Origin of the sequence: Streptomyces sp. NPDC058701 (assembly GCF_042715295.1) — a bacterium.
Classification (GTDB): Bacteria; Actinomycetota; Actinomycetes; order Streptomycetales; family Streptomycetaceae; genus Streptomyces.
This window is the reverse complement of the sequence record NZ_JBHXSY010000039.1, coordinates 18,501-31,890: the sequence shown is the minus strand read 5'-3', so window position 1 is coordinate 31,890 and position 13,390 is coordinate 18,501. Positions and strand designations below refer to the sequence as shown.

Sequence of the window (13,390 nt, the reverse complement as noted above, 5' to 3'; positions counted from 1 at the left end):
CACGACGTAGAAAACGGGGGACAGCAATGCAACGCCAGAGAGTCATAATCCGCACGCTTGGGGTGGTCACCGCCGTCGCGCTCGCCGCGACCGCCTGCGGACCGCAGAAGTCGGGGGCCGCGGGCTCCCCTTCGTCGGTTTCCGCCTCGCCCACGGCGGGCGCCTCCCCCGATGCCTCCCCGACCACCGACGACAAGCCGGGCGAGCCCTCCGCCTCGGCGTCGCCGTCCCCCTCGAAGTCGGCCTCGCCGACCGCCTCCGCCTCGCCGTCGCCGACGGTGCAGCAGGTCATGGCCAACGGCGACGACAGCGAGCAGGTGCGCGAGCTCCAGGCCCGGCTGAAGCAGCTGAAGCTGATGTCGGTCGCGCCGACCGGCTTCTACGGCTCGAAGACGACCTCCGCGGTCAAGTCCTTCCAGTCGAAGAACGGCCTGACCCCGACCGGATCGGTCGACGAGCCCACCTGGAAGAAGATCCAGGCCGCCACCAAGAAGCCCACCGCCGACGAGCTGCGCCCGCCCACGGTCAACGAGCCGGACGCCCCGGACGCGCGCTGCATGGAGGGCCGGGTGATGTGCATCAGCAAGGAGAGCCGCACCCTCGCCTGGATGATCGACGGCAAGGTCATGTCCACCATGGACGTGCGCTTCGGCTCGGAGAACACCCCGACCCGCGAAGGCGTGTTCAACGTGGGCTGGAAGGCCAAGGAGTGGACGTCGACGATCTACCACACGCCCATGCCGTACGCGATGTTCTTCAGCGGCGGCCAGGCGGTGCACTACTCGGCCGACTTCGCGGCCCGCGGCTACGCCGGCGCTTCGCACGGCTGCGTCAACGTCCGGGACAAGGGCAAGCTGTCCGCGCTGTTCGACCAGGTCCAGGTCGGCGACAAGGTCGTCGTCTACTGGTGACGCCCGCGGCGGCCGGTGGGGGTCCGCCGGCCGCGGTGGCGGTCCGGACGTAAAGGGCGCGGGCAGGGCCGGGGGAACGTGCCCCGCCCGCGCCGGTTGCGCAGAGCCCAGGGGTACGGGGGGAACCCCGGCTCATGCGCGGCCGATGACCAGTCGGCTCGATACGTACTGCGTCACCGGTTCGAAAAGTGTTACAGGCAGGTCAGCACACCGATCAGCGGCGGTCGCGCAGGCCCGATCCGCCCGACAGTGCCGGGGACGGGGCCGGGGCCGGGATGACGCCGTCGCCGCCGCTGCCGTCCGCACCGCCGGACGCGCTCGTCCCGCCCGAGCGGCCGGGTGCGCCCGCGGCGTCGCCCGGCAGGCCGCCGGAGTCGGTGACCCCGTCCAGCAGCGCCTCGCAGTAGCGCGGGATGCGGGCGAGCCCCCGGGCCAGGTTCGACAGCTTCTCGCGGCGGTCCTTGTCGAGGTGCCCCGCCCGGTAGTCCTCGCAGAGGGTCGCCGCCCGGCGCTTCGCCCGGTCGTGGTCGCGTTCCCTGCTGCCGCCGTTGGCGAACGTGTTCCCGTTGCCCTCGGTCTCCACTTCGTCGTCCTTGCCCCCGGCGGTGCCCTGGGCACTGCCCCGGAGATCCTTGCCGGTGCCGCCGGCGGCGAACCCTCCGGTGGAGGTTCCGGTTCCGGCGGTGGCCGCGGCGCCGGGCTCCGTACGTCCGTCCGGTTCCCGCGTCGCCGTGGCGCCGCCCGGGTCCGGCTGGACGGTCGGGCCGCCCCGCAGCGGGGCGGGGGGCAGCTGCGGGGCGAGGGTGGGCAGGGAGCCGTCTGCGTCCGGGGCCGCGTCGTCGTCGGCGCTGACCGACAGCGCCGGTACGGGTCCCGCGCTGTCGAAGCGGTCCTGGTCCAGCAGCCCGGCTCCCGCCGCGGCGGCCAGCCCGCCCACGGCGACGCTCGCCAGGGCGGCCGCGAGGCCGAACCGGACGTGCCGCCGGGGGTGGCGCGCCGTGACGGGCGCGACGCGGCAGAGGTCGACCAGGGCGTCCCGGGAGGCGGCGGCCGGCGGCCGGGAGGCGGCCGCACCACGGGCGGCGCGCGCCACCTGCGCGGTACGGAAGGCGGCGACCGCCGCGGCCTCGCCGGGCAGCTCCCCGCGGGCCGGCTCCCGCTGCGCCAGGGAGTCGAGGGCCGCGCGCAGGCGTGCGGCCTCTCGCCGTGCGTGCGGATCGGCGGACGGTCCCACAGGTTCCGCCGGTTCCCCGCGCAGCAGTCTGTCCGCCGCGGCTTTGTCCAGCCACCTGTCGCGCTCGTCGGCCATCACATGTCCTTCTGCGTCCGCCAACGTGAATGCGTCACACCGGTTTGTTCTACGAGGCCCCCGCCACGGCCGCGTTGTGCGGGTACGGCGTCGAGATCCCTCCCGCCCCCGCCGTCCCGCGCCTGGCCACCGGCATTATGGCCGACCGGGGCCCGCTCGTCCGAGTCCGGTTCCGGTTCCGTTTCCCGGCCCGGCGCGAAGTCGCCCGTCACGCCCTGCGCGCCGAGCAGCTCCGCCAGCCTCTTCAGGCCCCGGTGCGCGGCGGTGCGGACCGCGCCGGGACGCTTGCCGAGGGTCTCGGCGGCGGTCTTGGCGTCGAGTCCGACGACGACGCGCAGGACGACGGCCTCCGCCTGGTCCTGGGGCAGCTGGGCGATCAGGGCCATGGTCGAGCCGGTGGCGAGCGACTCCATGGCGGCGCTGGCGGTGTCGCATTCGGCGGCCCAGCCGGTGAGCTCCGTGTCGTCGCCGCCGATGGCGGGGCGGCGGCCGCGCATGCGGATGTGGTCCAGGGCCCGGTTGCGGGCGATCCGGGCGGCCCAGCCGCGGAAGCGGTCGGCGTCGCCGGTGAAGGAGTCGAGGTCGCGGGCGATCTGCAGCCAGGCCTCGGACGTCACGTCCTCCGCGTCGCCGTCCCCGACGAGCGTGCGTACGTATCCGAGCAGGCGCGGGTGCACGGCGCGGTACACAGCACGGAACGCGTTCTCGTCGCCGTCCTGTGCCGCGAGCACCGCGGCGGTCAGCTCCGCGTCGTCCCCCAGCAAAGTCCCCAACCCGTTCACTGTCCTGTAGCTCTGGCGCAAATCAGCACGTTACGGCTTTCAAGCACCTTCGTCCACGAGTTGTACAACCAGCAACCAACCCTGCGCGGAGCGAGGTGTGACACAAAACGCACTCGGGGCGCTGACAGGGGTACGGGCTTGTCGCACGAGCCCGTGACGGACGGCGACCGGGGCCTCTCCTGTGGGGGGTGGCGGCCTCGGTCGTCTTCCCCTTCCCGCCCCGTCCGCGCCGGTCCGCGCGGACGGGCCCGCATGCCGTCCGAACGGCTGCCCCACACTCCGTACCAGGCGTCCACGTCATCCTTTCGGCTCTCTTCCGGGTGATTTCCCCGTGGGAGTACGACACACCCGACCCCACGTCGCTAGCGTGGCGGTACACCCGCGCCACGCCCCGAGGAGCCCCCCGCTGTCCAGCCATCTTCCGGCACAGGCCGCCGGGGGCACCTCCCGGACGCAGTCCGGGGGAAGCTCCGATCCCGTACACGGCTCCGGGCTGACGCGGTTCAACGCCCTCTCCCCCGAGGCGGCCCACGCCGCCCTGCTGCACTGCTGCGGAAGCCGCCGCTGGGCCCACCGGCTGGCCGTGCACCGCCCGTACCCCGACGCCGGCGTCCTGCTCGCCGCGGCCGACGAGGCCTCGTACGACCTCTCCCAGGCGGACCTGACGGAGGCGCTGGCCGCCGAGAGCTCGGCGGAACTGGAGCACGGCGCCTCGTACGCCGCGCTGCTCGCCCTCGACGCGGCCCACGCGGAGTACGAACGCACGTTCGGCCACGCCTTCGTGATCTGCCTCGACGGACACCCCCCGGAGGAGCAGGCCGACCAGCTGCTGTCGGCGATCCGGCGGCGGATGGGGCACGAGGTGGACGAGGAGCGCTCGATCTCCGCGGACGAGCTGCGCCGGGTCGCGCAGGGCCGGCTGCTGGACCTGACACGCTGGCTCACCTCGGCCGATGGGCTGACTGCGGAGGAATTCGGGCTATTTGCCCCTGTGGGATAGTCCGTCCGTGCCTGTTTGATCACACCGATGACCCCCGCGCAAGGGAACCGACAAAGCGTCGCTACGATGTCCGGGGCCGGAGGACCGTACCCGGCCGGGCCCGACCGACAAAGAAGCCGGCTGGCCCCCACCCCGCTTCCGGAGGGTTTTCCGTGCCGGCTGGAACGTTGTACCGCGGCCGGGAAGGAATGTGGTCCTGGGTGGCTCATCGAGTCACCGGCGTCCTCATTTTCTTCTTCCTGTTCGTACACGTCCTTGACACCGCTCTCGTCCGCGTCTCCCCCGAGGCGTACGACGACGTGGTGGCTACCTACAAGACTCCGATCGTCGCGCTGCTGGAGTACGGCCTCGTCGCCGCAATCCTGTTCCACGCGCTCAACGGTCTCCGCGTCATCGCCGTGGACTTCTGGTCCAAGGGCCCGCGCTACCAGAAGCAGATGCTCTGGACCGTCGTGGGCATCTGGATCGTGCTGATGGTCGGGGCTCTCTACCCCGTACTCGGCCACGCCTACCTTGAACTGTTCGGGAAGTGACACGCATGTCTTCTGACACTTCTTCCCCCAAGGTCATCGGCGACGTCGAGGGCGTGTCCCTCTACGACGTCGACAACCCGGCCCCGTACATCGAGGCCCCGCGCAAGCGGACCGGCAAGACCCCGCGCTCGACCCGCGGCAACTTCGAGATGGTGGCATGGCTCTTCATGCGCCTCTCGGGCATCGTCCTGGTCGTGCTCGTGATCGGCCACCTCCTGATCCAGCTGGTGCTGGACGGCGGCGTCTCCAAGATCGGCTTCGCCTTCGTGGCCGGCCGCTGGGCGTCCCCGTTCTGGCAGGTCTGGGACCTGCTGATGCTGTGGCTGGCCATGCTGCACGGCGGCAACGGTCTGCGTACGGTCATCAACGACTACGCGGAGCGCGCCAACACGCGGCTGTGGCTGAAGGGCCTGCTCTACACCGCCACGGTGTTCACCATCCTTCTGGGCACGCTGGTGATCTTCACCTTCGACCCGAACATCCGCTAGGCAACGGGGCTGAGGCGTAACCAATGAAGATCCACAAGTACGACACCGTCATCGTCGGCGCGGGCGGCGCGGGCATGCGCGCCGCCATCGAGTCGACGAAGCGCAGCCGCACCGCCGTGCTGACGAAGCTCTACCCCACCCGCTCCCACACGGGCGCCGCGCAGGGCGGCATGGCCGCCGCGCTGGCCAACGTGGAAGAGGACAACTGGGAGTGGCACACCTTCGACACGGTCAAGGGCGGTGACTACCTGGTCGACCAGGACGCCGCCGAGATCCTTGCGAAGGAGGCCATCGACGCCGTCCTCGACCTGGAGAAGATGGGCCTGCCGTTCAACCGCACCCCGGACGGCACCATCGACCAGCGCCGCTTCGGCGGCCACTCGCGCAACCACGGCGAGGCGCCGGTCCGCCGGTCCTGCTACGCCGCGGACCGCACGGGCCACATGATCCTCCAGACGCTCTACCAGAACTGCGTCAAGGAGGGCGTGGAGTTCTTCAACGAGTTCTACGTCCTGGACCAGCTCCTGGTCGAGGAGGACGGCGTCACGAAGTCGGCCGGTGTGGTCGCGTACGAGCTCGCCACCGGCGAGATCCACGTGTTCCAGGCCAAGTCCGTCATCTACGCCTCCGGCGGCACCGGCAAGTTCTTCAAGGTGACCTCCAACGCGCACACCCTCACCGGCGACGGCCAGGCGGCCTGCTACCGGCGCGGCCTGCCGCTGGAGGACATGGAGTTCTTCCAGTTCCACCCGACGGGCATCTGGCGCATGGGCATCCTGCTGACGGAGGGTGCCCGCGGTGAGGGCGGCATCCTCCGCAACAAGGACGGCGAGCGCTTCATGGAGAAGTACGCGCCGGTCATGAAGGACCTCGCGTCCCGTGACGTCGTCTCGCGCTCCATCTACACCGAGATCCGCGAGGGCCGCGGCTGCGGTCCGGCCGGGGACCACGTGTACCTGGACCTGACGCACCTGCCGCCGGAGCAGCTCGACGCCAAGCTGCCGGACATCACCGAGTTCGCCCGTACGTACCTCGGCATCGAGCCGTACACGGACCCGATCCCGATCCAGCCCACCGCGCACTACGCCATGGGCGGTATCCCGACCAACGTCGAGGGTGAGGTCCTGCGCGACAACACCACCGTCGTCCCGGGCCTGTACGCGGCCGGCGAGGTCGCGTGCGTGTCGGTGCACGGCGCGAACCGCCTGGGCACCAACTCGCTGCTGGACATCAACGTCTTCGGCAAGCGCTCGGGCATCGCCGCGGCGGCGTACGCCCACGCGCACGACTTCGTCGAGCTGCCGGAGAACCCGGCGCAGCAGGTCGTCGACCTCGTCGAGCGGCTGCGCAACTCCACGGGCCACGAGCGGGTCGCCGACCTGCGTCTGGAGCTCCAGGAGACGATGGACGCCTGCGTGATGGTGTTCCGTACGGAGCAGACCATCAAGACCGCGGTCGACAAGATCGCGGAGCTGCGCGAGCGCTACCGCAACGTGTCCGTCCAGGACAAGGGCAAGCGCTTCAACACGGACCTGCTGGAGGCCATCGAGCTGGGCAACCTGCTCGACCTGGCCGAGGTCATGGCCGTGTCCGCGCTGGCGCGCAAGGAGTCCCGCGGCGGTCACTACCGCGAGGACTACCCGAACCGCGACGACGTCAACTTCATGCGCCACACCATGGCGTACCGCGAGGTGGACGCCGACGGCAAGGACTCCGTCCGGCTGGACTACAAGCCCGTCGTCGTCACCCGCTACCAGCCGATGGAGCGTAAGTACTGATGGCCACCCCGACCCTGTCCAAGACGGACCAGATGGAGGCCGCGGCGGCCGCCTCGCCCTTCATCACCGTCACCTTCCGGATCCGCCGCTTCAACCCGGAGATCTCGGAAGAGTCGACCTGGCAGGACTTCCAGGTCGAGATCGACCCGAAGGAGCGCGTGCTCGACGGTCTCCACAAGATCAAGTGGGACCTCGACGGCACGCTGACCTTCCGCCGCTCGTGCGCGCACGGCATCTGCGGCTCCGACGCGATGCGGATCAACGGCAAGAACAGGCTCGCCTGCAAGACGCTGATCAAGGACATCAACCCGGAGAAGCCGATCACCGTCGAGGCCATCAAGGGCCTCACGGTGATGAAGGACCTCATCGTCGACATGGAGCCGTTCTTCCAGGCCTACCGCGACGTGATGCCCTTCCTCGTCACCAAGGGCAACGAGCCGACGCGCGAGCGCCTGCAGTCCGCCGAGGACCGCGAGCGCTTCGACGACACCACCAAGTGCATCCTGTGCGCCGCGTGCACGTCCTCGTGCCCGGTGTTCTGGAACGACGGGCAGTACTTCGGCCCGGCGGCGATCGTCAACGCGCACCGCTTCATCTTCGACTCGCGCGACGAGGCCGGCGAGCAGCGGCTGGAGATCCTGAACGACAAGGACGGCGTGTGGCGTTGCCGCACGACGTTCAACTGCACCGACGCGTGCCCCCGCGGCATCGAGGTCACGAAGGCGATCCAGGAAGTCAAGCGCGCCCTCATCACGCGCCGCTTCTGATCCGGACTTCGCAGCAGTAGCCGTACGGAGCCCCGTGCCCCGGACCACCGTCCGGGACACGGGGCTCCGGCGTGCGGGGCTCCGGCGTGCGGGAAGCGTCCGTTCTGCGCACGTGGGGTACGGGGGCGGGCGTGCCTGTGGAAGGATCGGCCGCATGAGCGAGCAGCAGCCGAACCCCTACGCGAGCGACCCGAGTCAGGGCGGCCAGCCCGGCCAGTCCGGCCAGGGCGACTACAGATGGGGGCCGGGCGAGGCCAGTTACGGCTACCCGCAGCCCTATCCGGCAGCCTCCGCCTACCAGCCGACCATCGGCGGCGCGGGCTTCCCCGTACCGGCGTACGGCCCGGGCGGCGGGGGCGCGATGCTGTCCCTCGGCGACATCAGCGTCGTCGGCGACCAGATCATCACCCCGTCGGGCTCGATGCCGCTCCAGGGCTCGATGTGGAACGCGACGGACTTCTCGCGCACCGAGGAGAAGATTCCGACCCACGCCATCGTGCTGGCGGTCGTCTTCGCGGTGTTCTGCCTGCTGGGCCTGCTCTTCCTCCTGATGAAGGAGAAGGTCACGACGGGCTACATCCAGGTCACGGTCACCAGCGGCGGCCGCCACCACTCCACGATGATTCCGGCGGCCGACGCGCACGCGTACGCCTGGGTCATGAACCAGGTCAACTACGCCCGCTCTCTGAGCTTCTGAGCTTCTGAGCTTCTGAGCATCTGAGGGACGGTCCGGGCCGGCTGCCGCCCCCGGACCCCCCACCCCGCCGCGCGGGCCACCCGCGGCTGCGGGGGCCGCGTGGCCTTCGCCGACCGGCCGTGCGCGAGCAGTCCGTGCCGGCGCGGGTCGGCCATGGCCCGGTACGCCCATGCCCCGCCCACGTCGAGCACCGGCTCCGTGAGCAGCCCCAGGGACCGGCGAACATTCGCTTGAACTTGTTCAAAAAACGCCCTAGAGTCAGCCATGCCAAGCATTTGAACACGTTCAAGGGGGCTTGAGGGCTATGGACCTCACCGTGGTCGCGTACGTCATCTACCTGCTCATCAGCATCGGCCTCACCGTCTGGGTGGCCCGCACCCTCAGCCGCAACGGCCGCGTCTTCATCGGCGACGTCCTCCAGGGGAACGAGAAGCTCGCCGACGCCGTCAACCACCTCCTGGTGGTCGGCTTCTACCTCGTGAACATCGGCTTCGTGACCCTCTACCTGCGCTCGGGCGAGACGATCCTCGACGCCCGCGGCCTCTTCGAGGCGCTGTCGCTCAAGCTCGGCGTCGTCCTGCTCGTCCTCGGGGTCATGCACCTCGGGAACGTCTGGGTGCTGAACAAGATGCGCCGCCGGGGCATCATGGAGCGTCAGCACACCCCGCCGGTCGCCCCCCAGGGGTGGACCGCGCCGGCCGGGGCCTGAGCCGGTGACGGCCCCGGGAGCGGTGCGCGCACTGACCGTCCTGTACGACGCCGGCTGCCCGGTCTGCGTCCACATCAGGCACTGGCTGACCGGGCAGCGCTGCCTGATCCGCATGGACCTGGTGCCCGCGGCGTCCTACGAGGCGCAGCGGCGGTTCCCGCGGCTCGACCACGCCTCGACGCTCAAGGAGATCACCGTCGTCGGGGACTCGGGTCAGGTGTGGACGGGGACCGACGCCTTCATCGTGTGCCTGTGGGCGCTGGCCGAGCACCGGCCGAAGGCCAACTGGCTCGCCACCCCGGCGGGCCGCCCCTTCGCCCGGGCCGCCCTGTACACCGCCTCCGCCTGGCGGCAGGCCGTACGGACGGAAAGCGGCCCGCCGGGGGCGGGGAACGACCCCGCGCGGGTGGAGGCACCGGTCTGTGACGACCGGTGCTCCGTCCCCGGATAGGCTCGTACACCGTGACTGATCAGAAGGCTCCCAAGAGCGAGCAGACCCGCACGCTCATCCTCGAAACCGCGCTCCGGCTCTTCCAGGAGCGCGGTTTCGACAAGACGACCATGCGGGGCATCGCCAAGGAGGCCGGTGTCTCGGTCGGCAACGCCTACTACTACTTCGAGTCGAAGGAACACCTGGTCCAGGGCTTCTACGACCGGATCGGCGCCGCCCACCAGGCGGCGGTCCGGCCCATCCTGGACAACGAGACCGACCTGCAGAAGCGGCTCGCCGGCGTACTGACCAGCTGGATGGACATCGCGGCCCCGTACCACGAGTTCGCCTCCCAGTTCTTCAAGAACGCGGCGGACCCGGAGAGCCCGCTCAGCCCGTTCTCCCCGGAGTCGGAGCCCGCCCGCAAGGCGGCGATCGACATCCACCGCGAGGTGCTGGCGGGCGCGAAGACCAAGGTTCCGGCGGAACTGGCCGACGTACTGCCGGAGTTGATGTGGCTCTCGCAGATGGGTCTGGTCCTGTACTGGGTCTTCGACCGCTCGCCGGACAGTCAGAAGACCCGTGGTCTCGCCGAGCGCGGCGCGCAGCTGACGACGCGGGGCATCGTCCTGGCCCGGTTCCGGGTGCTGCGGCCGCTGGTGCGGGAGGTCCACGAGCTGTTCGCGGACTTCCTGCCGGGCATGGCGCAGACGGTGGCGTCGAAGAAGCGGGCCTCGGACCCCGACCCCGCCGGGGACGGTTCCTAGGCGTTCGGCGCCGGCGGCGGCCCCGTCCGGCCGCGGCCGCCTGGATGCGCGGCAGGATCTCCTCGTACCGCCATACGCCCGGTCCGCCGGAATCCGACGGGCCGCGGGCGGATGGAGGCGCTCAGGCCTGGTACGAGGCGAGTTCCACGACGGTGATGTCGGACGGCGCGCCCACCCGGACCGGGGGCCCCCAGGCTCCGGCTCCGCGCGAGACGTACAGCTGGGTGTCCCCGTAGCGCTCCAGGCCGGCGACGGTGGGGTTGGCGAGCTCGGCGAGGTAGTTGCCCGGCCAGAGCTGGCCGCCGTGGGTGTGCCCGGACAGCTGGAGGTCCACGCCGTGCCGGACCGCGTCGTGGATGACGACGGGCTGGTGGGCGAGGAGCACCGCGGCGCGGGCCCGGTCGCGGTCGCCGAGGGCGGCCCGGAAGTCGGGGCCCTGGCCCTCGCTCTCGCCCGCGATGTCGTTCACCCCGGCGAGGTCGAAGTACGGCAGCGCGCGGCGGGCGTTCTCCAGCGGGGTCAGGCCGAGCTCCCGGACGTGGTCGACCCACTGCGCGGCGCCGGAGAAGTACTCGTGGTTGCCGGTGACGAAGTACGAGCCGTGGCGCGCCCGCAGCTCGCGCAGCGGCTCGGCGGCCGGCCCGAGGTCGTGCACGTTCCCGTCGACGAGGTCTCCGACGATGGCGATGACGTCGGGCTGCGTGCGGTTGACGGCGTCGACGATGCGCCGGGTGTGGGCGCGGCCGAGGACCGGGCCGAGGTGGACGTCGCTGACGACGGCGATCCGGAACCCGTGCGCCCCGCGGGGCAGCTTGGCCAGCGGCACCGTGACCCGCTTGACCGCCGGACCCCGCAGCACCCCGTGGGCGCCGTTCGCAACGGTCCCCACGGCCACGGCGGCGGCCGCGCCGCCGACGGCGCGTGCGAGCGTACGGCGGCTCGGCCCGCGGACGACCGGCCCGCCCGGCGCCCCGGCGGGGGCCGGGGCGGGGGCCGGGGCGGGGGCCGGGGCCGGAGCGGCGGCGGCCGCCGGGGTGGCCGCGGCGGCGTTCACGGCGGCCGCCGCGGGGGCGCCCGACGCGGCGGGTACCGCCTCGGAGGGCGCCCGGTGGGCCAGACGGCGGAGCAACAGCGCGCGGATCGGCTCCGCGACCAGCATCGTCAGGGTCAGGTACAGGAGCACCGCGAGCCAGAGGAACCCGGGCCAGGCGACCGCCTGCTGGAGCCAGAACGGGGCCCCGGCGCGGCCGGCGGTCAGGGCGGCCACAGAGAGGAGGGGCAGGGCGATGGCCAACGACGTGCCGATGCGGCGGGGCAGGCCGCCGGGGGCCGTGGTGTCCCGGACGAGGCGGATCCACAGCCAGCGGTGCACCAGGACCAGCAGGGCGAGGACCGCCAGTGCGACGAGGGCGAAGACCACGATCATCATGCGCCCGGCCCCGATCCGGCGTCCGGCCCGGTGCGCGGACCCGCGGCGGGGCCCGGCCCCGTGCCCGCGTCCCTGCCCGCGCGCGTGCCCGCGTCCGCGTCCGTCCCCGGGCGTGATCCGCGCCGCAGCGCCCGGACCCCGCGCAACCCGATCACTCCGACGGCCGTCCCCAGGAGAAGGGACGACACCGCGAGGGTCAGGTGGACCCAGAAGTAGGAAGTGGGATCGCCCGCCGCGTCAAACGCCAGGCCACTGCCGTTCTTCCACAGGTTCCGGACGAAAGACACCCAGATGAACCAGCTCCACACTCCGAAGACGAGTAGGAACCAGGCGGAGGAACGGCTGAGTTTCATGACCTCAGTATCGGATTCGTCCTCGGAACGGACGCGCCGGGGTGGGCTGTCCCGGCGGTGGTTCCTTCGAATTGGCCGGTCAGGAGGGGCATGCAGTACATCGGGATGTACTTTCACCTGCGTGTCTGCAAAGAAGACCGCGCTGACGGTCCTTTCCGCCGCGCTGCTGATCCCCTCGGCCCTCGGGGTCCCCGCGCACGCCGCGCCCTCCCCGCCGGCCGACGGGAAGGGCGGGCCCGCCAAGGCGCCGTCGGCGGCCGCGCCGCCCGCGTCCATGTCCACGGTCGGCGGTGCCCTGCTGGGCCAGCCGGGGACCCAGGTGAACCTGCTGCCCGGCGCCCCCTCGCTCCCCGCGAACCTGTCGGGTCGGTCGTGGGTCGTGGCCGACGCCGAGTCGGGCGAGATCCTGGCCGCGCACAACGCGCACTGGCGCCTGCCCCCGGCCTCCACCATGAAGATGCTCTTCGCGGACACCGTGCTGCCGAGCCTGCCCAAGGACCGGGTCCACCTGGTCACCGAGGAGGAGCTCTCCGGCGTCGGTTCGGGCAGCAGCCTGGTGGGCGTCAAGGAGGACCACGAGTACTCGGTCCACGATCTGTGGCTGGGCGTGTTCCTGATGTCCGGCAACGACGCCGTGCACGTGCTGTCCGCGATGAACGGCGGCGTCGAGAAGACCGTCAGGGACATGCAGGCGCACGCCGAGGAGCTCCAGGCGCTGGACACCCACGTGGTGTCCCCCGACGGCTACGACTCACCGGAGCAGGTGTCGAGCGCGTACGACCTCACGCTCATCGCCCGCTCCGGACTGCAGAAGCAGGACTTCCGGGAGTACTGCGGCACGGCGACCGCCCAGTTCCCCGGCAAGCAGCACGGCGGGAAGGCCCGCGAGTCCTTCGGCATCACGAACACCAACCGGCTGATGACGGGCGCGCACGGCGTGGCCCCGTACAAGGGCATCGCGGGCGTCAAGAACGGCACCACCACGATGGCCGGGTCCACGTTCACCGGCGTGGCGCAGCAGGGGTCGAGGAAGCTGCTGGTCACGGTGATGAACCCGAGCGCCGGCGGCGGCAACGCCGTCTACGAGGAGACCTCCGCGCTCTTCGACTGGGGTTTCGCGGCGGCCGGGAAGGTCAAGCCGGTGGGTGAGCTGGTGCCGCCGAAGAGCGAGGACACCTCTTCGTACGGCTCCCCCGCCCAGTCCCACGAGGGCGGCCCGGCGGCGGCCGGTGCCGGCGGGGCCGGCGGCGGTGTGGGCACCGCCCTCGCTGTCGCGGGCGGAGCGCTGGCAGCGCTCGCGGGCGGCGCCTTCGTGGTGAACCGGCGCTGGCCGCGCGGCCGCCGCGGCACGGGCCGCGGCTGACCCGGAGCGGCTGCCCCCGAGCGGCCGGGACGGCCTGAGGGCTGTTCCGCAATCCCTGGCGGGCGCGCGGCGCC

General features: G+C 71.6%; 14 protein-coding genes and 1 pseudogene. 11 read left to right on the top strand and 4 right to left on the bottom strand.

Annotated features, from left to right (window positions below; all coding sequences use genetic code 11):
* Nucleotides 1-62: 62 nt before the first annotated feature.
* Nucleotides 63-911, top strand: coding sequence for a peptidoglycan-binding protein (locus ACFWW8_RS30270; protein WP_386533712.1), 849 nt, complete (start codon nt 63-65; stop codon nt 909-911).
* A gap of 214 nt (nt 912-1,125) precedes the next feature.
* Here ACFWW8_RS30270 and ACFWW8_RS30265 read toward each other — a convergent pair whose 3' ends face one another.
* Nucleotides 1,126-2,220, bottom strand: a complete 1,095-nt coding sequence (locus tag ACFWW8_RS30265; protein WP_386533710.1) for a hypothetical protein — start codon at nt 2,218-2,220, stop codon at nt 1,126-1,128.
* Nucleotides 2,220-2,984: an RNA polymerase sigma factor gene (locus ACFWW8_RS30260; RefSeq protein WP_386533774.1), complete on the bottom strand. Its 765-nt coding sequence runs from the start codon at nt 2,982-2,984 to the stop codon at nt 2,220-2,222. The genes ACFWW8_RS30265 and ACFWW8_RS30260 overlap by 1 nt, the downstream gene beginning before the upstream one ends.
* 385 nt (nt 2,985-3,369) lie before the next feature.
* Between ACFWW8_RS30260 and ACFWW8_RS30255 the strand changes: the two genes are divergently transcribed.
* From ACFWW8_RS30255 to ACFWW8_RS30215, 9 genes are all read left to right on the top strand, one after another.
* On the top strand, nt 3,370-4,002 hold the full coding sequence (locus tag ACFWW8_RS30255) for a 2-oxo-4-hydroxy-4-carboxy-5-ureidoimidazoline decarboxylase (RefSeq protein ID WP_386533707.1): 633 nt from the start codon (nt 3,370-3,372) through the stop codon (nt 4,000-4,002).
* A 152-nt stretch (nt 4,003-4,154) separates the two neighbouring features.
* The gene (gene sdhC / locus ACFWW8_RS30250; RefSeq protein WP_078892868.1) at nt 4,155-4,535 is read left to right on the top strand and encodes a succinate dehydrogenase, cytochrome b556 subunit; all 381 of its coding nucleotides are present in this window, start codon (nt 4,155-4,157) and stop codon (nt 4,533-4,535) included.
* A 5-nt stretch (nt 4,536-4,540) separates the two neighbouring features.
* Entirely contained in the window at nt 4,541-5,023 is a 483-nt protein-coding gene (locus ACFWW8_RS30245; protein WP_386533704.1) for a succinate dehydrogenase hydrophobic membrane anchor subunit, read from the top strand.
* Between the two features lie 23 nt (nt 5,024-5,046).
* Nucleotides 5,047-6,801: a succinate dehydrogenase flavoprotein subunit gene (gene sdhA, locus ACFWW8_RS30240; protein WP_386533703.1), complete on the top strand. Its 1,755-nt coding sequence runs from the start codon at nt 5,047-5,049 to the stop codon at nt 6,799-6,801.
* On the top strand, nt 6,801-7,568 hold the full coding sequence (locus ACFWW8_RS30235) for a succinate dehydrogenase iron-sulfur subunit (RefSeq protein WP_267723222.1): 768 nt from the start codon (nt 6,801-6,803) through the stop codon (nt 7,566-7,568). The genes sdhA and ACFWW8_RS30235 overlap by 1 nt, the downstream gene beginning before the upstream one ends.
* Nucleotides 7,569-7,722: 154 nt before the next feature.
* Nucleotides 7,723-8,265, top strand: coding sequence for a hypothetical protein (locus ACFWW8_RS30230; RefSeq protein ID WP_386533700.1), 543 nt, complete (start codon nt 7,723-7,725; stop codon nt 8,263-8,265).
* A gap of 304 nt (nt 8,266-8,569) precedes the next feature.
* Nucleotides 8,570-8,974: a hypothetical protein gene (locus ACFWW8_RS30225; protein WP_351272302.1), complete on the top strand. Its 405-nt coding sequence runs from the start codon at nt 8,570-8,572 to the stop codon at nt 8,972-8,974.
* A gap of 22 nt (nt 8,975-8,996) precedes the next feature.
* A complete protein-coding gene (locus ACFWW8_RS30220) occupies nt 8,997-9,425 on the top strand; it encodes a thiol-disulfide oxidoreductase DCC family protein (RefSeq protein ID WP_386533698.1) in 429 nt (142 codons plus the stop codon).
* Between the two features lie 11 nt (nt 9,426-9,436).
* Nucleotides 9,437-10,171 carry a TetR family transcriptional regulator gene (locus tag ACFWW8_RS30215; RefSeq protein WP_386533695.1) on the top strand — a complete coding sequence of 245 codons (735 nt, stop codon included), beginning with the start codon at nt 9,437-9,439 and terminating at the stop codon, nt 10,169-10,171.
* A 121-nt stretch (nt 10,172-10,292) separates the two neighbouring features.
* On the opposite strand, the gene ACFWW8_RS30210 is transcribed toward ACFWW8_RS30215, so the two are convergent.
* Complete coding sequence (locus tag ACFWW8_RS30210; protein WP_386533692.1) at nt 10,293-11,600, bottom strand: metallophosphoesterase; 1,308 nt, start codon at nt 11,598-11,600, stop codon at nt 10,293-10,295.
* 119 nt (nt 11,601-11,719) lie between these two features.
* Nucleotides 11,720-11,953: pseudogene (locus ACFWW8_RS30205) on the bottom strand (SCO4848 family membrane protein); the annotation flags it as partial.
* Between the two features lie 121 nt (nt 11,954-12,074).
* Here ACFWW8_RS30205 and ACFWW8_RS30200 point away from each other — a divergent pair.
* Entirely contained in the window at nt 12,075-13,316 is a 1,242-nt protein-coding gene (locus ACFWW8_RS30200) for a D-alanyl-D-alanine carboxypeptidase family protein (protein WP_386533689.1), read from the top strand.
* Nucleotides 13,317-13,390 lie beyond the last annotated feature (74 nt).